This window comes from Streptomyces sp. NPDC036813 (assembly GCF_055609245.1).
Window position 1 is genome coordinate 111,500 of record NZ_JBVJPV010000023.1, and the last position, 17,813, is coordinate 129,312.

The window sequence follows — 17,813 nt, forward strand, 5'->3', positions numbered from 1 at the left end:
GGGGCGCCGGCGATCGCCCATGTGAACGGCACACCATCCCGTAGCCCGCCCCGGGCCACGCCGCCGTGCGGGTACGGCCGCCCTGGGCGCTTCGTATGCCGCTGGAGGCCGCTGTGTCCCGACCCTGTGTCGCCCTGATCGCCGATCCCACTTCGCCGGAGGGCTGCCGGGAGTACCTGGCCCGGGCCGTCGAGCTGCTCACCGGCGCTCCCCCGCTGCGCCTGGACTCCCGGTACTTCACGGTCGGCGGCGCGGGACGCGCCGTACCGGAGGGCGGGCGGTTACGGCTGCGGGTGCCGGACGAGGGCGTGGACGTGCTGCCCGACGTGGTCGTGCTGTACGAGATCCCGCCCCAGCGGCGGCGGGAACTGGCCGTGTTCCAGCGGGTGTTGGCGCGCTCCGGGGTGGCGCCGCTGGCGGGCACGCCGCAGGCGTGGCGGGCGGCGACGGAGAAGGACCGCACGATCGCGCATTTCGCACGGGACGGGGTGGCCCACATGGAGACCGCGGTACTCTCCCGGCCGTCCCGGCCGGAGGCCGTGGCCGCCTTCGACAAGCTGGGGCGAGACGCGTGGGCCCGCCCGGTGGTCGGCACGGGCGGCAACGACACCTTTCACGTCTCCGACGTCGCGCAGCTGGAGCGGGCGGCGGATTTCTACGCCGAGCGGGGCACGGACTGGCTGCTGTCCCGGGACGCCGGGAACTTCACGGCCGACGGGCGGCGCCATCAGTTCCGCGTCTTCGTGCTGCACGGCCGTGTCGTGCACGCCCGTGAGCATCTTCAGCCGGCGCTCGACACGCCGTGCAACACCTGCCAGGGCGCGACACCGGTGCCGATCGCGCCGGCGGACCTGCCGCCGCGGCTGGCGGAACTGGCGGTCGCCGCGACCGCGTCGACGGGGCTGCCGTTCGCCGGGGTGGACCTGGCCGCGGAGCAGGGCGGCGTCGTCTTCGAGGTCAACGTCCAGCCGGCCTTCGTGGACGGGGAACTGCCGACGGTGGCGGTGCCGTACGTGCGGGCGCATCTGGAGGCCGTCCTCGGGCCGCGTCCGGGCGGCCGGGCGCCGGCGGGGGCGGCGTCCGAGGGGTGAGGCGGGACTCGTACGCGCGGGCTTCGGGGATCATCCGATCGGCCTTTCGTCGGCGACTGGCCCGGGCGGGCAGGACAAGTAGGCTGGGATGAACGCTGTGTGTGCGTCGCGAGCCGACGGAAGAGCACCCCGTGAACAGAAGTCTGCGCGTGCTCCAGCAGGGAGTGAGCTGGGTCAAGGACCACCACCTCCTGCGGCGCGGCAGGGAGCTGGAGCTGATGCACCGGGCCATGGGGTTCGCCACCCTGGCCCTCGTGACGCTGGCTCCGCTGCTGATCGTCGTGGCCGCTGCGGATCCCCTGGAGCGTGGGGGCTTCTCCGCTTGGCTCGCCGACGGCATGGGGCTGTCGGGCCGCTCCGCGAGGATCCTCACGGACATCAGCACCCCGCCGAGCAACGTGGTCAACGCCACCAGTGTGTGGGGTGGTATCGCGCTGGCCGTGTTCGGTGTGTCCTTCGCAGGCAGCGTGCAGAACGGCTACGAGCGGATCTGGGACCTGCCGCCGGGGCCCTGGCACAAGATCTGGCGGCAGGCGGCGTGGCTGGTCGCCCTCACCGTGTACCTGTACCAGGAGGTGCAGACCCACGCCGCCCTCAGCGGGCCGGAGCGGATCGCCCTGTCGTCGGCGACGGGCATCGTGTTCTTCTGGTGGGGGCAGTACTTCCTGCTCGGCGGTCAGGTGCGCTGGCTGCACCTGCTGCCGGGCTCGGTCGCCACGATGGTGGGCCTGGTCGGCCTGAGAGGCTTCTCCTACCTGGTCTTCACCCCGCTGATCGTCGACAACGCGATCAGCTACGGCACGGTCGGCATCGTCCTCGTAGTGGAGTCCTGGCTGATCGGGGTGGGCTTCGTCGTCTACGGCGGCGCGATGTTCGGCCACTGGCTGTACGTCCACCACCTGTGGGACCGCGACGCGGGTCCCCCCGGCTCGAGCACCCGCTTGCGAGGCCCGGCACCGCAGCCCCCGGGCCCGGACCCCGGGCCCCCGCGCCGCACCTGACAACGGCCGGGCCGCGAAGGGCCCGGGGGAATGACCGTGCCCCGGATCCGGGCCCGAGCGGACATTGGATAGAGTCGCTCCATGTCGCACCCTGACAAGCTGCTGGTCGAGATCGCCGCGCACGTGGAAGCCGGACACAGCAACCAGATGTCGCTGACCGTGGTCGTGGACGGAGCCGTGATCACCGGACGGCTCGCCCCGGAGAAGGTCTGGCGCCAGCGGGTCGCCGAAGTGCTGCGGGACTCCGATCAGCTCGGCCTGTTCGCCGGCATCTTCACCGCGGGGCACCAGGAGGCGGACGTCTCCGACGATCCGAAGCCCCCCACGCACCTGCACTTCCATCTGGCCCGGATCATCCAGGGCACCACCGGCATCCCCGAGAGCGGCGGCATGTACCGCGTCGCCATCGGGGACGTGACCGCCTGGACCATCGGGGACGTCCGCTACTCCGACGGCTGATCCGCCTCGGGGACGTCCGCTACTCCGACGGCGCCTCGGGGACGACGGCTGATCCACCCCTTACGAAGCTGTGACGTGCCGGACGGGGAACCGACGGCGTACCCGCCGCGGGCCTAGCCTGCGCCCATGCGTGTACTGGTCACCGGCAGCGCCGGGTTCATCGGGTCCCATGTCGTCGAGGCACTGACCGAGCGCGGCCATCAAGCGGTCGCGTTCGACGTACGCACGGACCCGGCCGCGGACGTACGCGACGCCACGGCGGTGGGGCGGGCACTGGCAGGCGTCGACGCCGTATGTCACCAGGCCGCGAAGGTCGGTCTGGGCACCGGGTTCGCGGATGCCCCGGACTACGTCTCGCACAACGACCTGGGTACCGCCGTCCTGCTCGCGGCGATGGCCCGGGCCGGGGTGCGGCGCCTGGTGCTGGCCGGGTCGATGGTGGTCTACGGGGAGGGGCGGTACACCTGTGCGGCGCACGGCACGGTCCGGCCCGGGCCACGAGCCGTCGCCGACCTCGCGGCGGGACGGTTCGAGCCGAGGTGCCCGGTGTGCGGCGGCGGCCTGGAGCCCGGGCTGGTCGGCGAGGACGCCCCGGCCGACCCGCGCAACGTCTACGCGTCGACCAAGCTCGCCCAGGAGCACCTGGCAGCCGCCTGGGCGCGGTCCACGGGTGGCGGGGCGGTGTCGCTGCGCTACCACAACGTCTACGGTCCGCGGATGCCGCGCAACACCCCGTACGCGGGGGTGGCGTCGTTCTTCCGCTCCGCGCTCGCCCGGGGCGAGGCACCTCGGGTGTTCGAGGACGGGTGCCAGCGACGGGACTTCGTGCACGTACGGGACGTGGCCGCGGCCAATGTGGCGGCGCTGGAGGCCGGTTCGGCCGAGGGCGCGCTGACCGCGTACAACACCGGCAGTGGCGAACCGCGCACCGTGGGCGAGCTGGCGCGTGCGCTCGCTGCGGCCCACGGCGGGCCGCAGCCGGTGGTGACGGGCGAGTACCGGCTGGGCGACGTCCGGCACATCACGGCGGACTCCGCCCGGCTGGGGGCCGAGCTGGGCTGGCGGCCCCGGGTGGGGTTCGAGGCGGGGATGCGGGAGTTCGCCGCCGGGGCGTGAGCCCGCCGCCGGAGACGCGTCCTGCGGGCCGGGGCTCCGGGGCGGCGGCGCGCGCCGTCAGGTCTCGGCACCTACGGGCCCGGGGCTCGGGGGCGAGGGGGCGGCGGCGTGAGCCGTCAGGACTCGGCAGCTACGGGCCCGGGGCTCCGGGGGCGGCGGTGCGAGCCGTCAGGCCTCGGCGCCTGCGGGCCCGAGCTCCGGGGACGCCGGTGCGAGCCGTCAGGACTCGGCAGCTACGGGCCCGGGGCTTCGGGGACGGTGGTGCGGGCCGTCAGGCCTCGGCGGCCGGCAGGACGACCTCGAAGCGGCAGCCGCCCACGACGTTGCGGACGGCGGCCCGGCCCTGGTGGGCCTCGACGATGCCGCGGACGATCGCCAGGCCCAGGCCCGCGCCGGCCGGCGGGGTGCGCGCGTCGGAGCCGCGCCAGCCGGTGTCGAACACCCTGGGCAGGTCCTCCTCGGGGATGCCTCCGCAGCCGTCCGTCACCGACAGCACCACCCCGTGCGGGGCGCGTTCGGCGGTCACCGCGACCGTGCCGTCGGCCGGGGTGCGGCGGATCGCGTTGATCAGCAGGTTGCCCAGGACGCGGCTCATCTCCTTGCCGTCGACCTCCACCGGGACCGGCTCCACGCGATCGCCGACCAGGCGCACACCGTGCTCGCGGGCCAACGGGCCGGCCCCGGCGAGGGCGTCGCCGACCAGGTCGTACAGGGAGATCCGGGAGCGGGTCAGGGCGAGGGTGCCGGCATGGATGCGGGACAGTTCGAAGAGGTCGCCGACCATGTCGTTGAGCCGTTCCACCTCGGTGCGGATCTGCCGCAGATAGCGGTCGGGGTCGGCGGCCACCCCGTCCTCCAGTGCCTCCGCCATGGCCCGCAGGCCGGCCAGCGGGGTGCGCAGGTCGTGCGAGATCCACGCGACGAGCTCGCGGCGGGAGGACTCCAGGGCGCGCTCGCGCTCGCGGGACTCGGCGAGCCGGGCGCTGGTGGCCGCGAGCTCCCGGCTCAGCTCGTCCAGTTCGGCCGTCGTCGGGCCGTCGGGCGCGGCGAAGGAGCCGGCGTCGCCGAAGGAGCGGGCGGCCAGGGCGAGTTCCCGGCTGCGGGCGACCACCCAGCGGCCCAGCAGCAACGCGGTCGCCAGGGAGACGACGGCCGCCATCGCGACGACGGTGGTGACGACGCTGAGGTCGTGTGCGGACAGGAACATCGCCTGGGCCACCGCCAGGGTGCCGGCCAGCATCGCGCCGACGGCCACCGCCGCGACCACGGTCAGCGAGGCGATGAGGGAACGCCGGCGGATCAGTCGCAGGACGCCCGCGCCCACCAGGCCGGTGGCGGCGGCACCGCAGAAGGCGTAGAGAGCGATCAGCAGGGTGTCGGACACGTCAGCCCTCCTCGCTCCCGGCGGGGTCGAAGCGGTAGCCGACACCCCACACGGTCTGGATCAGGCGCGGCCGGGCCGGATCGTCCTCGACCTTGGCGCGCAGCCGCCGCACATGGACGGTGACGGTGGACAGGTCGCCGAAGTCCCATCCCCACACCTCGCGCATGAGGTCCTCGCGGCTGCAGGCGCGGCCGGGGTGCTGCAGGAAGAAGGCGAGCAGGTCGAACTCGCGCAGGGTGAGGGCGAGTTCCGCTCCGTCGCGGGTGGCGCGGCGGGCGGCCGGGTCGACGGTGAGCCCGGCGGCGGCGAGCGGACCCGCCGCCGGTCCGGGGCGGGTGCGGCGCAGCACCGACTGCACCCGCAGCACCAGTTCGCGGGGGCTGAACGGCTTGGTGACGTAGTCGTCGGCGCCGACCTCCAGGCCGAGCACGCGGTCGTCCTCGTCGCCGCGGGCGGTGAGCATGATCACCGGGACGGGGCCGCGTTCCCGGATCCGGCGGCACACCTCCAGGCCGTCCATGCCGGGCAGCATCAGGTCGAGGACGACCAGGTCGGGGCGGTTGCGGGCGGCGCGTTCCAGCGCGCCGGGACCGTCCGCCGCGCGGTCCACGGCACAGCCGGCGCGGGTCAGGTAGCCGGCGACGACCTCGGCGACGGTGGGATCGTCGTCGACGACCAGGACCCGGGCGCGGGGCGCCGCCGGGCCGTCGGCCACGGGCTGCGCGAAGGGGTGCGGCTGCTGCATGGGTCCAGCCTCGCACCGCGCCCGCCCCGGTGGTGCGCACGGAGCGTTCCGCCGGTCCGATGTCCGTGTTTCGTAAGGAGGCACGGCCCGGAATGCCGGTTTTGCGTCCGTAGGGTGAGTGCCGTGACGACCTCTCCCGCCCCCTGCGGCGTCGACGTGATCCTGCCCTGCCTCGACGAGGCCGAGGCACTCCCCTGGGTGCTGGCCCGCATCCCGCCCGGCTGGCGGGCGCTCGTCGTGGACAACGGCTCCACCGACGGCTCTTCGGAGCTGGCCCGTGACCTCGGCGCCACCGTCGTGCGCGAGCCGCGCCGCGGGTTCGGCGCCGCCTGCCACGCGGGGCTGACCGCGGCGAGCGCCGAGATCGTCTGTTTCTGCGACTGCGACGGCTCGCTCGACCCGGGCCTGTTGGTGCCGTTCGTCGACGAGATCCGCTCCGGCGCCGCCGATCTGGTCCTCGGCCGGCGCCGCCCGCGGGGCCGCGGCGCATGGCCGGCGCACGCCCGCGCCGGGAACATCGCCCTGGCCCGGCTGCTGCGCCGCCGCACCGGACTGCGCTTGCACGACCTCGGCCCGCTGCGGGCCGCCCGCCGCGAGCCGCTGCTCACCCTCGGTCTGACGGACCGGCGCAGCGGCTACCCCCTGCAGATGGTCGTGCGGGCCGCCGACGCCGGCTGGCGCATCATCGAGCACGACGTGCCGTACGTGCCGCGCACCGGGGCCTCGAAGGTGACCGGTACCTGGCGCGGCACCTGGCAGGCGGTACGGGACATGAGCCGGGCCCTGGCCGAGCCGGCCGCGGACGGGGGGTCCCGGTGACCACGCTGGTCGTCATCGCCAAGGAACCCCGGCCCGGCCGCGTCAAGACGCGGCTCACACCGCCGTTCACGCCGTGCCAGGCGGCCGCGCTCGCCGAGGCCGCGCTCACGGACACCCTGACCGCGGTCGCGGCGACGCCCGCGGCCCGGCGTGTCCTCGTCCTGGAGGGCCGCCCGGGTCCGTGGCTGCCGCCCGGCTTCGATGTCGTACGGCAGTGCGGCGGCGAGCTGGACGAGCGGCTCGCCGACGCCTTCGCCGGCTGCGACGGCCCGGCGCTGCTCATCGGCATGGACACCCCGCAGGTGACACCGGGCCTGCTCGACGTGGACTTCGGCGACTGCGATGCGTGGTTCGGCCCGGCCGAGGACGGCGGCTTCTGGGCCCTCGGCCTGGCCGCGCCCGATCCCCGGCTGGTACGGGGCGTGCCCATGTCGACCCAGGTGACAGGAGCCGTGCAGCGGCAGCGGCTGCTCGCGGCCGGGCTGCGCGTGCGTGACCTGCCCCGGCTGCGCGACGTGGACACGGCCGACGACGCGGCGGCGGTCGCCGCCGAGGCCCCCGACGGCAGCTTCGCCGCGCGACTGTCCCGGCTCACCACGGGCTCGGACCGGTGAGCGCCACGGACGAGGCCGCGCTGCCGGCCGTAGCCCGGCACCGGCCTGCGGCCGGCGAGCGCACCGTACGCGGTGTGCCCGCGTGGGCCGGGGACGAGCCCTACGCCGGGGCGCTGCGTGCCGGGCGCGGGCCGCTGTTCCTGCGGCGGGCCGACGGGTGGCTGCTGCCGCTGGAGGTGGAGCGGTGGTGTGCCGACGCCGACGCGGTGGACCTGGAGGTCCTGGACCGGTGCGAGGGTGCTGTCCTCGACGTCGGGTGCGGGCCGGGCCGGCTGGTCGCCGCGCTCGCGGAACGGGGACGGCCGGTGCTGGGCCTCGACGTCAGCGAAGCGGCTCTCGCCCACACCCGGCGACGGCTGCGCCCGGTACGACTCGCGGCTGCCGCCACGTCCCCGCGCGAGGAGTCCTGCGCATGCCCGCACCCCGGGCTCTGCGCATCCGCGCACGCGGGGCTCTGCGCATGCCCGCACACGGGAGCCTGTGCGGTGCCCCACGCGGAAGCCTGTGCAGTGCCCCAGACGGGAGCCTGTGCGCCGCCGCCGGGCGAGTCCTTCCGGCGGCCGGAGGACGAGTCCCGCACGCCCCGACCCGGCGGAGCCTGCGCGTCGCCGTCCGGCGGAGCCTGCGCGTGGCCATCCGGCGAAGCCTGCGTGCAGCCGCCCGGCGGAGCTTACGCACTGCCGCCCGGCGAAGCGTGCGCGTCACAATCCGGCGGCGCTTGCGGGTCGCCGCCCACCGAAGCGTGCGCGTCACCGTCCGGCGGGGCCTGCGCACTGCCGCCCGGTGAGGGCTGGGCCTCACCGTCCGGCGGCGCTTGCGGGTCGCCACCCACCGAAGCGTGCGCGTCACCGCCCGGCGGGGCCTGCGCACTGCCGCCCCGCGAAGCGTGCGTGCCACCGTCCGGCGGCGCTTGCGGGTCGCCACCCACCGAAGCGTGCGCGTCACCGCCCGGCGGAGCCTGCGCACTGTCTGTCGGCTCGGCCCGCTTGCGGCCGGCCGGTGGGGGCTGGGCGGCGCAGTCCGGGGAGGTTCGGGCCTCGTCGGCCGTGCCGGCTTCCGTTCTGTGCCGGTCCGTGTTCGCGCCGCTGCCCGACGAGGGACGCTGGGGCACCGCGCTGCTGCTGGACGGCAACATCGGCATCGGCGGCGATCCGTCGGCCCTGCTCGGCCGGCTGGCCCGTGTGCTCGCGCCCGGCGGCCTGGCACTCGTCGAGACCGCGCCGGTCGACGTCGACGAACGGGTCACGGTCCGTCTCACCGGCGCGGGCGGTACGGTCGGCAGCCCGTTTCCGTGGGCCCGCATCGGCACACCCGCGCTGGTGCGTCGCGCCCGGCGCGCGGGCTGGCGCGCAGCCGGTCAGTGGACGGCGGGCGGCCGGTGCTTCGTCGCCCTGCGCAGCCGCCACACCAGCAGCACCGCGGAACCGCCGAAGAGGGCGGCGCTGATCAGCAGCCAGCGGGCCGCGAAGCCGTCCGCCGACAGCCCGGCGACCCGTTCGTAGCTGTCGGCCACCTGGCCGGTGATCAGGGGAAACCACACGAGGAGCAGGAGGCCGGAGAGCGCAGCGGGCACGCGTACGTACGGCGTCCACGCGCGGCCGCCGACCGCGCCGCACGCCCGCAGCAGGGCGCGGTCCACGGCGGCGTACAGCGGCAGCAGCACCAGGTCGTGCAGCAGCGCCGCGCCGACGAACCACAGTGCGACGCCGAGCCAGTCGCCGCCCAGCAGCCGCACCCCGGCGTACCCGGCGAGCGCGAACGAACAGGCGAGCAGCAGCAGTTGGAGCGGGCTTCCGAGGGGGATCCGGTGGCGCATCACAGGGCTCCGAAGGTCAGCCGGGCCACCCACTTGGTGTTCAGCACACCGGGCGCCGCGGGAACGATCACCCGGGCCGGATAACCGTGGTCCAGGGTGAGGGGTTCGCCGTTGACGGACAGGGCGAGCAGACTGCGACCGTCGGCGACCTGGTCGGCGCTCAGCGCGGCCCGGCGGAAGGCGCCGTGCCGCTGGAGCGACTCGACGAGCACGTCGGCGGAGTCGTCGTGACCGACGAGCGCGGCGAGGTCACGCAGCCGCACCCCGCGCCACCACTGGTCCGAGGTCGACCAGCCCTCCACGCATGCGATCGGCAGGGCGGCGCTGTACTGCGGCAGCCTCAGCAGCTGGCCGCGGGTGAGGCGGACGGTTCCGGTGCGGCCGGTGACGGCCAGCCGCCACGCCTCCTCGCCGGTCTCCGCCGCACGGATGCCGGCGTACGCGGCGGTCTTGTTGATCTGGAAGCCGCCGGGCCCGCCACCCGGATCCGCCCAGCCGTGCGGGGCGAGCAGGGCCGTGCGCCGCAGCGGCCCGTCGAAGCTGCGGCCGGCGCTGGTGGCGAACAGCAGCAGCGAACCGCCCCCGACCAGCCACAGCGCGCCGCGGCGGGACACGCTCGGCACGTCCGGCCGCGGGGAGACGAGGTCCGCGCCTCTCGCCTCCGGCGGCTGGGTCCGTCCCCGCCGCCGTACGTTGCGCACCGCCGCGGGCACCCGCAGCGCCGCGTGCAGGACGAACGCGGCGAAGAAGACCCAGGCCCCGTAGAAGTGCAGCGGGTAGAACGAGCCGGGGAAGACATAGTCGAGCTGGACGTTGAGCACGCCGGTGGTGAACTCGAACAGCGCTCCGCCGACCAGCAGCAGCAAGGAGACGCGTTCCAGCGCGTGCGCAAGGGACCGGGCGGGCGGCAGGGCGAACAGCTTGGGCACCACCGACCACAGCTTGGCCAGCAGTACGGGGATCAGCGTGAGGCCGAGCGTGACGTGCACGCCCTGGGTGAGCCGGTACAGCCAGACCGGGTTCGTCGGCCAGGCGAAGAGGTAGAAGCCGAGCAGGCCCTTGCCGGGCGTCTTGTCGTTCACCGGGGACAAACCCGGGTTGTAGGCGGCGTAGGACACGAGTCCGGTCACGAACAGCACGGTGATGCCGACGAGCAGCACCAGTCCGAGCACCGAGGTGAACCACGGCCCGCGCAGCGGGCTGCGCCAGAAACCGGGCGAGGTGGGAAGCCGTTGGTCGCGCATGTGCCGACCGTAGGCCGCGATCGGTGCGGTGGCGGCGCTGCGACCCATGACGAAATGCTGACGTCGTGCCGTCACGGCACCGACGGGAGTGCCGTTCCCCCTAGCGTGCCGGTGTGAACCGAGCCCTCCTGCGCGACCTGTACGCCGTCGTCGCCGCCGCCCTGCTGGTGTCGGCAGCGGTGCTCGTCGGCCGCCACATCCCGGACTTCCCGCGCACGCTGTTCGTCGACTGGCCGCCGCTCGTGGGGTTCTGGGGTCCGCACACCGGCCCGGGCACCCCGGCCGCCCTGGCGGTGGCGGCCCTGGTCGTGGGGTACGGCCCGGTGGCGGCGGCCCGGCTTCCCTGGCGGGCGCTGCTCGCCTCGGTCTGGGGCTCGGCGCTGGCCTGGATCTGGTCGCTGGCCCTGGTCGACGGCTGGCAACGGGGTGTCGTCGGCCGGCTCACCACCCGCTACGAGTACCTCCGGGCCGTCGACCGTTTCCACGACATCCCGGCCGCCCTGCGCGACTTCACCCACCACATCCTGCTGCACTCCCCCGACAACTGGCCCGCTCATGTGGCCGGGCATCCGCCGGCCGCGACGCTCACCTTCGTGCTGCTGGACCGGGCCGGTCTGCGCGGCGGCGGCTGGGCCGGGGCCTGGTGCATCACGCTCGGTTCCACGGCCTGCGTGGCCGTGCTGGTCGCGGTGCGCCTGCTGGCCGGGGAGGAGACGGCGCGGCGGGCGGCGCCGTTCATGGTGCTCGCCCCGGCGGCCGTGTGGATGGGCACGTCCCCCGACGCGTACTTCGCCGCCGTCGCCGCCTGGTCGGTGGCGCTGCTCGCGGTGGCGGTGACCCGGCGGTCCAGGGCGGCGGCCTCGGGGTCGGGGCTGCTGTTCGGGCTGACCTGCTACCTGTCGTACGGCCTCACACTGATGGCGCTGGTCGGGGCGGCGGTGGTGCTGATCGCGCGGCCGCCGGTCCGTGTGCTGCTGCGCGGGGCTCCCTTCCTGCTCGCCGGTTTCGCGGTCGTGCCGACGCTGTTCGCTCTCGCCGGCTTCGACTGGTGGGAGGCGTACCGGCTGCTGGTCGAGCGCTATTACCAGGGCGCCGGAGGTGTGCGCCCGTACGGCTACTGGGTGTGGGCGAACCTGGCCTGCACCGTTCTGGTGGTCGGGGCGGCGACCGTGGCGGGGCTGCGGCGGGCGGGCGCTGTGCTGGTCGACGAGCGCGGGGCGCTGCGCCGCGCGTCGGCCCGCGCCGATCCCTCGCCGCGACTGCGTCTGACGGTGCTCGTGTGCGCGGCCCTGCTCGTGCTTCTCGTCGCCGACCTGTCCGGTATGAGCAAGGCGGAGACGGAGCGCATCTGGCTGCCGTTCGCGGTGTGGCTGTTGCCGGCGGGCGCGCTCCTGACCCGGCCACGGGCCTGGCTCGCCGCGCAGGCGCTGCTCGCCCTCCTGCTCAACCACCTGCTGTGGACAGGCTGGTGAGGACGGGTCCGAAGCGTCTGCTGCGTCGCGCTGCGCACGGCCGCCGGATCCTCGCGTCAGCGACGGTTGACCCAGGTCACCTCCGCGAGTGATCGTCCGGTGCGCTGTCGGGGCAACACGTCCCCGCGTGATGATCATGGTGCGGTGACGTACACCTCCCCACTCCCCCGCCGCCGCGGGCTGCTGGTCACCGCCGCGCTCGGCGTGCTGAGTCTGCTGCCCGTGCCGCCCGCGCACGCCGCCGCGGCCGCGCCCCGGCCGGCCACGCCCTCCGAGCGCACCACCGACGCCTATCTGCACGCCGTGCGCGAAGACCCACGCCTGCTGCGCCGCTTCTTCGAGGCCATGCCCAAGGGTGGCGACCTGCACAACCACCTCTCGGGTGCGGTGACGACCGAGTACCTGATCGAGCTGGCCGCCGAGGACGGCCTGTGCATCGACACGGCGACGACGACCGCGGTGGCCCCGCCGTGCGGACCCGGCACCCGGCCGGCCGCCGACGCGCGCACCGACCGCGCCTTCCACGACACGCTGGTGCGGGAGTGGTCCATGCAGGACTTCCCGCCCGACGGCAACGGCCACGACCACTTCTTCGACACCTTCGGCAAGTTCGGCGAGGTGACCTGGCGGCATCGCGGCAAGCTGTTGTCCGAGGTCGCCGACACCGTCGTACGCGACAACCAGTTCTATCTGGAGACCATGGTCTCGCCCGCCTCCGACAGCGCGAAGAAGCTGGCGAACGCGGTCGGGTGGGACGCCGACCTGGCCCGGCTGCACGGCAAGTTGACGGCCGGCGGGAAGCTCGACGCGCTGGTGACCGAGGCCCGCAAGGAGGCCGACGACTCCGACGCCGAGTTCCGTGCCACCTCGCACTGCGGCACGCGGCAGGCCCGGCCGGGGTGCGGGCTTCAGGTGCGATGGATCTCGCAGGTGTCGCGGGGCAGTGCGCCGGAGCGGGTGTTCACGCAGCTGGCCCTCGGAATGCGGCTGGCGGAGCGGGACCCGCGGTTCGTCGCGGTCAATCTCGTGCAGCCGGAGGACTGGGACAGCTCACTGCGCGACTACAGCCTGCAGATGCGGATGGTGCAGTACCTGCGGGGCGTCTATCCGAAGGCCCATGTCACGCTGCATGCCGGCGAGTTGTGGCCCGGGCTCGTCAAGCCGGCCGACCTGAAGTTCCACATCGCCCAGGCGGTGAACGTCGCGGGAGCCGAGCGGATCGGACACGGCGTGGACCTGGTCCACGAGGACGACTGGCAGCGTACGGCACGGACCATGGCGGACCGCGAGGTCGCCGTGGAGGTGCCGTTCAGCAGCAACGCGCAGATCCTCGGGGTGAGGGGGGACGATCACCCCTTCGCCACGTACCGGGCCTTCGGCGTGCCGGTGGTGCTGGCCACCGATGATCCCGGAGTGAGCCGGATCGACATCACGCACGAGTACCAGTACGCCGCGGAGACGTACGGGCTGTCGTATCCCGAGCTGAAGGATCTCGCCCGGGCGTCGCTGGAGTACGCGTTCCTGCCGGGGGAAAGTCTGTGGCGGGGCAACCCGACGCGGGGTGGCTATGCGCCGGTTGCCGCGTGCCGGGGGATCGAGGCCGGGCGTGACGTGCCGGGGGGCGCGTGCCGGCGGCTGCTCGACTCGAGCCCGAAGGCTGCTGTGGAGTGGCGGCAGGAGGTTGCGTTCCGGGGGTTTGAGCGGACTGTGGGTCTGATGCGGTGACGCTCCGCTCGGGGGCCGTTGTTCGGGTGCGGGTGAGGTGCGGGTGCTCGCCCTTTGCCTGCGGCGGCCCCTCGGCGTGTGGTGGCTTCCGCCCGTTGCGGTGCGTTGTGGTGTTTTGCCTGCGGCGGCCCCTCACGGTGCGTTGTCCCTTCGGCTGCGGCGGCCCCGGCGGGTTTCGTTGTGGTTGCTCGCCCCGTTCCCCGCGCCCCTTTGCGCCTGCGGCGGCCCCTGGCAGTGCGTCGTGGCTCGGGTCGCGCCTGGTGTCCGCTAGGAGTCGGCGCCGCGGCTGCGGGTCGTGCTGGCGCGGACCAGCAGGCGGGGTTCCACCAGCGCCGGTTCCGCGTGGGCGTGGGGGTCCTCGATGTGCCGTAGGAGGTGGGTCACCGCCAGGGCTCCCATCCGGGTGAACGGCTGGGCCACCGTGGTCAGGGAGGGCGAGCAGTATTCGGCGAGTTCGATGTCGTCGACGCCGACCACGGAGATGTCGTCGGGCACCCGGCGGCCCAGTTCGTGCAGGGCCCGGATCACGCCGAACGCCATCTCGTCGCTGGCGACGAAGACCGCCGTGACGTCGGGGATGCGGCCGAGGATCAGTCCGTTGCGGTAGCCGGACGCGGGTGACCAGTCGCCCTCCAGCGGGGGCGGTACCGGTCGGCCGGCTTCCTCCAGAGTGGCGCGCCAGCCGTCCCGGCGGGCCGCCGCTTCCAGCCACTCCTCGGGGCCCGCGATGTGCCAGACCGTGTCGTGGCCGAGGTCGAGGAGGTGGCGGGTGGCGAGGCGGGCGGCCAGGGTCTGGTCGACGGCGACCACCTCGGTGGCGGCGGTGCGGGAGCCGTCGATGGTGATGGTGGGGACGGAGCGGGTGAGCTGTTCGATCCGCGGGCTGGTGTGGGTGAGCGGCACGGACAGGATCACGCCCTCGACGTCCTGGTCGGCCAGGCGGGACAGGGCGTCCTCGATGGCGGCGGTGTCGAGGGAGGGCGTCGTCGCCGTGCTGACCGCGTAGCCGGCCTCGCGGGCCGCGCTCTCGATGCCCGAGGTGACGGCGGCGCGGGAGTAGAAGGTGGTCTGGAGGGTCACCACGCCGATCGTGCGGCTGCGGCCGGAGGAGAGGGCGCGGGCGGCGTTGTTGCGGCGGTAGCCGAGCTGTTCCACGGCGGCCAGGACCTTGGTGCGGGTCTTCTCCTGGACGTTCGGGTGCCCGGAGAGCACGCGGGAGACGGTCTGCGCGGAGACCCCCGCGAGCCGGGCCACGTCCGCCATCGCGGGCGGCCGTTCCGCGCCGGCAGTCCGATTCGCCATGTGCCTCTTCCCCGGGTCGGTGAGCTCGATGATATCGCCCACATCGCGGGGTCGGCGGGGGGCCGGACAGGAGGCGGTAACCGCTGTTGGCATCGATAACATTCTCTGCCATAGTGGCGGCCGTCGGCGCGTTTAGGGGTGGCGTTATGGAGCGGTCCGTTGTGGGTGGCGCGGTTTCGTGGCACGGGGGGATATCGATAACAACACGTCCCCTTCTTACGTATGCCGACGGCACGCTGCTGCGGGCCGGGCGGCCGCACCGTCTGCTCGCCGGTTCGTTGCACTACTTCCGGGTCCACCCCGGGCAGTGGGCGGACCGGCTGGACCGGCTCGCGGCGCTCGGGCTGAACACCGTGGACACGTATGTGCCGTGGAACTTCCACGAGCGCGCGCCGGGTTACGTCCGCTTCGACGGGTGGCGGGACGTGGGCCGCTTCCTGCGGCTGGCGCAGGAGCGGGGGCTGGACGCGATCGTGCGCCCCGGGCCGTACATCTGCGCCGAGTGGGACAACGGTGGGCTGCCCGCCTGGCTGACCGGCACGCCCGGTGTGCAGCTGCGGACCTCCGAGGCGTCGTTCCTCGAGGCGGTGAGCCGCTGGTTCGATCACGTCGTGCCGCGCATCGCGGAGTTGCAGGCCGGTCGCGGCGGGCCCGTCGTCGCGGTGCAGATCGAGAACGAGTACGGCAGTTACGGCGACGACGCGGCCTATGTGCGCTGGGTGCGCGACGCGCTGGTCGAGCGGGGGATCACCGAGCTGCTCTACACCGCCGACGGCCCGACCGCGCTGATGCAGGACGGGGGCAGTGTGCCCGGGGAGCTGGCGGCGGCGACGTTCGGTTCGCGGCCCGAGCAGGCGGCGGCGCTGCTGCGGGCACGCCGGCCCGGCGAGCCGTTCGTGTGCGCGGAGTTCTGGAACGGCTGGTTCGACCACTGGGGCGAGAAGCACCACGTGCGTTCGGCCCACAGCGCCGCCGAGGACGTCGGCGGCATCCTCGACGCGGGTGGCTCGGTCAGCCTGTACATGGCGCACGGCGGCACCAACTTCGGTCTGTGGGCGGGCGCCAACCACGACGGCGAGCGATTGCAGCCGACCGTCACGAGTTACGACTCGGACGCGCCGATCGCCGAACACGGGGCGCTCACCGAGAAGTTCTTCGCGCTGCGGGAGCTGCTGGCCGCCGTGCGCGGTACCGACCTGCCGCCGCTGCCCTCCGATCCGCCGGTGCTCGAGCCCCGCTCGCTTGCTGTGACGCACGGCGCCGCGCTGCTGGACGCGTTGCGCGCGACGGGTGAGCCGGTGCGTGCCCCGGCACCGCTCAGCTTCGAACAGCTCGGTCAGTCCGCCGGTCTGGTGCTGTACGAAGCCGAGCCACTGTTGCCCGAGGGCCGTCACGAGGTGACGGTGACCGCACTGCACGACCGGGCCCAGGTGTTCGTCGACGGCGCACCCGTGGCCGTACTCGACTCGGAGGCCGCCTCGTTCACGGTCGACGGGGCCGGGAAGCGGGTCCGGCTCGGGCTGCTCGTGGAGAACCAGGGGCGTGTCAACTACGGGCCGCTGCTCGGCCAGGGCAAGGGGATCCTGGGCGGGATGCGGGTGGAGCGCCGACTGGTGCACGGCTGGACCATGTACCGGCTGCCGTTGGACCAGTGGACGGCGCGTGAGCTGGCGGCCGCCACGGCGGCGGCGCCGGCCGACGGCCGGGCGGGATTCGCCACCGCGACCCTCGACGTCGCCGAGCCCGCCGACACCTTTGTCCGTCTGCCCGGGTTCGGCAAGGGGTTCGTCTGGGTCAACGACACGCTGCTCGGGCGGTATTGGGACATCGGTCCGCAGACCACCTACTACGTCCCGGGGCCGATGCTGCGGCCCGGTGAGAACACCCTGACGGTCCTGGAACTCGAACACCTCGGTGGGCACATCGCCCTGGAGGACCGGCCGGACCTCGGCCCGGCCGAGGAGTACATCGAGACCTTCGACTGAACACCCCCTGGTTCCGCGTCCCCCGGAGGACCCCATGCCCCTGGCAGCCGCCGGTGCGCTGCTCACCGAAGCAGCCGCCCGGCACCGTGTCGTCGCCGCGTTCCCCGTGCTCACCCTGGACCAGGCGCAGGCCGTCGTGGAGGGGGCCGAGGCCGTCCGCTCACCGGTGATCGTGCAGTTCGGCCCGGACGCCGTACGGCACCACGCGGGCCGGCTGCTGCCGCTGGCCCGGGCGGTGGCCGAACTCGCCGAACTCGCCGCCGTGCCGGTGGCGCTCCACCTGGACCGGGTGCGCAGTACGGCGCTGCTCGCCCAGGTCGCGCACGGCCGGTTCAGCTCGGTGCTGTACGACGCGGGGCTGCTGCCCTGGGCGCGGAACGTGGCCACCACCCGGGAAGTCGTCCGGTGGGCCCACGAGCAGGGGCTGTGGGCGGAGGGCGAGTGGGCCGGGCCGGCCGATCCGGAGGCGGTCAGGGCCTATGTGTACGCCACCGGGGTCGATGCGCTCGTCGTCACCGACCCCGTGCTCCTCACCACGGCCCTGGACATCCCGTTGGTCCTGCGCGCCCCCCACCGGCCGCCGGTGGCTGCCGGCCTGGCCAAGCTGGTGCTCGGCCCGGACCTCGACGCCTCCCTCACCCGGGCCCTGCACGACCGGCTCGCCCGGGACGCGCATGCGGACCCGCGGACCTACCTCGCCGCCGGCCGGCGCGCGATGGCGGCCACCGTCGCCCGCAGTCTCACCGCTCTCGACGCTCATCTCACTCCCCCACCGAGTAAGGAGCACCTGTGTCAACTCCTCGACGAAGAGGCATCGGCACGGCCGTCGCCGCGGCCCTCGGCCTGACCTGCGCCCTGACCACCGGCACCGCCCATGCGTCGGACCCCGTCTACACGGTGACCGTCGGCGCGAAGGGCTCCTGGACCAACCCCGACGACACCCCCGCCGCGCCGTACCTCGACAAGGACGGCACCTTCTACTACCAGCAGTCCCACGCCCTGTACGGCGCGGGCGACAGCCGGCAGTGGACCTTCTTCAC

General features: G+C 74.1%; 15 protein-coding genes and 2 pseudogenes. 12 read left to right on the forward strand and 5 right to left on the reverse strand.

Features of this window, described 5'->3' with window-relative positions; all coding sequences use genetic code 11:
- The first annotated feature begins 113 nt into the window (after positions 1-113).
- The 4 genes from ACZ67Q_RS35535 (at position 114) to ACZ67Q_RS35550 (ending at position 3,667) form a co-directional block, all read left to right on the forward strand.
- A complete protein-coding gene (locus ACZ67Q_RS35535; RefSeq protein WP_471190626.1) occupies positions 114-1,091 on the forward strand; it encodes an ATP-grasp domain-containing protein in 978 nt (325 codons plus the stop codon).
- A gap of 131 nt (positions 1,092-1,222) precedes the next feature.
- Positions 1,223-2,092 (forward strand): ribonuclease BN, encoded by an 870-nt coding sequence (locus ACZ67Q_RS35540; RefSeq protein ID WP_471190628.1) that lies wholly within the window; start codon positions 1,223-1,225, stop codon positions 2,090-2,092.
- Positions 2,093-2,173: 81 nt separating this feature from the next.
- Positions 2,174-2,551 (forward strand): hypothetical protein, encoded by a 378-nt coding sequence (locus ACZ67Q_RS35545; protein ID WP_471190630.1) that lies wholly within the window; start codon positions 2,174-2,176, stop codon positions 2,549-2,551.
- A 126-nt stretch (positions 2,552-2,677) separates the two neighbouring features.
- A complete protein-coding gene (locus ACZ67Q_RS35550) occupies positions 2,678-3,667 on the forward strand; it encodes an NAD-dependent epimerase/dehydratase family protein (protein ID WP_471190632.1) in 990 nt (329 codons plus the stop codon).
- A gap of 271 nt (positions 3,668-3,938) precedes the next feature.
- Here ACZ67Q_RS35550 and ACZ67Q_RS35555 read toward each other — a convergent pair whose 3' ends face one another.
- Both ACZ67Q_RS35555 and ACZ67Q_RS35560 read right to left on the reverse strand, forming a co-directional pair.
- Positions 3,939-5,051 (reverse strand): sensor histidine kinase, encoded by a 1,113-nt coding sequence (locus ACZ67Q_RS35555; RefSeq protein WP_471190634.1) that lies wholly within the window; start codon positions 5,049-5,051, stop codon positions 3,939-3,941.
- Between the two features lies 1 nt (position 5,052).
- Entirely contained in the window at positions 5,053-5,796 is a 744-nt protein-coding gene (locus ACZ67Q_RS35560) for a response regulator transcription factor (RefSeq protein WP_471190636.1), read from the reverse strand.
- A gap of 114 nt (positions 5,797-5,910) precedes the next feature.
- Between ACZ67Q_RS35560 and ACZ67Q_RS35565 the strand changes: the two genes are divergently transcribed.
- From ACZ67Q_RS35565 to ACZ67Q_RS35575, 3 genes and pseudogenes are all read left to right on the forward strand, one after another.
- Positions 5,911-6,615 (forward strand): glycosyltransferase family 2 protein, encoded by a 705-nt coding sequence (locus ACZ67Q_RS35565; protein ID WP_471190638.1) that lies wholly within the window; start codon positions 5,911-5,913, stop codon positions 6,613-6,615.
- Positions 6,612-7,229, forward strand: coding sequence for a TIGR04282 family arsenosugar biosynthesis glycosyltransferase (locus ACZ67Q_RS35570; protein ID WP_471190640.1), 618 nt, complete (start codon positions 6,612-6,614; stop codon positions 7,227-7,229). Before ACZ67Q_RS35565 ends, ACZ67Q_RS35570 begins: the two co-directional genes overlap by 4 nt.
- Positions 7,230-7,249: 20 nt before the next feature.
- Positions 7,250-7,582, forward strand: a pseudogene (locus ACZ67Q_RS35575) (class I SAM-dependent methyltransferase); the annotation flags it as partial.
- 1,004 nt (positions 7,583-8,586) lie between these two features.
- Here ACZ67Q_RS35575 and ACZ67Q_RS35580 read toward each other — a convergent pair.
- Complete coding sequence (locus ACZ67Q_RS35580) at positions 8,587-9,045, reverse strand: hypothetical protein (protein ID WP_471190642.1); 459 nt, start codon at positions 9,043-9,045, stop codon at positions 8,587-8,589.
- The gene (locus ACZ67Q_RS35585) at positions 9,045-10,289 is read right to left on the reverse strand and encodes a molybdopterin-dependent oxidoreductase (RefSeq protein ID WP_471190644.1); all 1,245 of its coding nucleotides are present in this window, start codon (positions 10,287-10,289) and stop codon (positions 9,045-9,047) included. The genes ACZ67Q_RS35580 and ACZ67Q_RS35585 overlap by 1 nt, the downstream gene beginning before the upstream one ends.
- Before the next feature lie 113 nt (positions 10,290-10,402).
- On the opposite strand from ACZ67Q_RS35585, the gene ACZ67Q_RS35590 reads away from it, so the two are divergent.
- Both ACZ67Q_RS35590 and ACZ67Q_RS35595 read left to right on the forward strand, forming a co-directional pair.
- Positions 10,403-11,761: a hypothetical protein gene (locus tag ACZ67Q_RS35590; RefSeq protein WP_471190646.1), complete on the forward strand. Its 1,359-nt coding sequence runs from the start codon at positions 10,403-10,405 to the stop codon at positions 11,759-11,761.
- 144 nt (positions 11,762-11,905) lie between these two features.
- A complete protein-coding gene (locus tag ACZ67Q_RS35595; protein WP_471190648.1) occupies positions 11,906-13,486 on the forward strand; it encodes an adenosine deaminase family protein in 1,581 nt (526 codons plus the stop codon).
- A gap of 267 nt (positions 13,487-13,753) precedes the next feature.
- On the opposite strand, the gene ACZ67Q_RS35600 is transcribed toward ACZ67Q_RS35595, so the two are convergent.
- Positions 13,754-14,788, reverse strand: a complete 1,035-nt coding sequence (locus ACZ67Q_RS35600; protein ID WP_471190650.1) for a LacI family DNA-binding transcriptional regulator — start codon at positions 14,786-14,788, stop codon at positions 13,754-13,756.
- Positions 14,789-14,934: 146 nt separating this feature from the next.
- Between ACZ67Q_RS35600 and ACZ67Q_RS35605 the strand changes: the two genes are divergently transcribed.
- The 3 genes and pseudogenes from ACZ67Q_RS35605 to ACZ67Q_RS35615 all read left to right on the forward strand — a co-directional run.
- A complete protein-coding gene (locus tag ACZ67Q_RS35605; protein ID WP_471190652.1) occupies positions 14,935-16,773 on the forward strand; it encodes a glycoside hydrolase family 35 protein in 1,839 nt (612 codons plus the stop codon).
- A 34-nt stretch (positions 16,774-16,807) separates the two neighbouring features.
- Positions 16,808-17,620: a class II fructose-bisphosphate aldolase gene (locus ACZ67Q_RS35610; RefSeq protein WP_471190654.1), complete on the forward strand. Its 813-nt coding sequence runs from the start codon at positions 16,808-16,810 to the stop codon at positions 17,618-17,620.
- A pseudogene (locus tag ACZ67Q_RS35615) lies at positions 17,563-17,813 on the forward strand (RICIN domain-containing protein); the annotation flags it as partial. The gene ACZ67Q_RS35610 and the pseudogene ACZ67Q_RS35615, both read left to right, overlap by 58 nt.

Excerpts from the sequence above, each read along its gene's own strand:
- ACZ67Q_RS35545 (WP_471190630.1), top strand. The coding sequence starts at position 2,174 with ATGTCGCACCCTGACAAGCTGCTGGTCGAGATCGCCGCGCACGTGGAA.
- ACZ67Q_RS35550 (WP_471190632.1), top strand. The coding sequence starts at position 2,678 with ATGCGTGTACTGGTCACCGGCAGCGCCGGGTTCATCGGGTCCCATGTC.
- ACZ67Q_RS35560 (WP_471190636.1), bottom strand. The coding sequence starts at position 5,796 with ATGCAGCAGCCGCACCCCTTCGCGCAGCCCGTGGCCGACGGCCCGGCG.
- ACZ67Q_RS35580 (WP_471190642.1), bottom strand. The coding sequence starts at position 9,045 with ATGCGCCACCGGATCCCCCTCGGAAGCCCGCTCCAACTGCTGCTGCTC.
- ACZ67Q_RS35585 (WP_471190644.1), bottom strand. The coding sequence starts at position 10,289 with ATGCGCGACCAACGGCTTCCCACCTCGCCCGGTTTCTGGCGCAGCCCG.
- ACZ67Q_RS35600 (WP_471190650.1), bottom strand. The coding sequence starts at position 14,788 with ATGGCGAATCGGACTGCCGGCGCGGAACGGCCGCCCGCGATGGCGGAC.
- ACZ67Q_RS35605 (WP_471190652.1), top strand. The coding sequence starts at position 14,935 with ATGGAGCGGTCCGTTGTGGGTGGCGCGGTTTCGTGGCACGGGGGGATA.
- ACZ67Q_RS35610 (WP_471190654.1), top strand. The coding sequence starts at position 16,808 with ATGCCCCTGGCAGCCGCCGGTGCGCTGCTCACCGAAGCAGCCGCCCGG.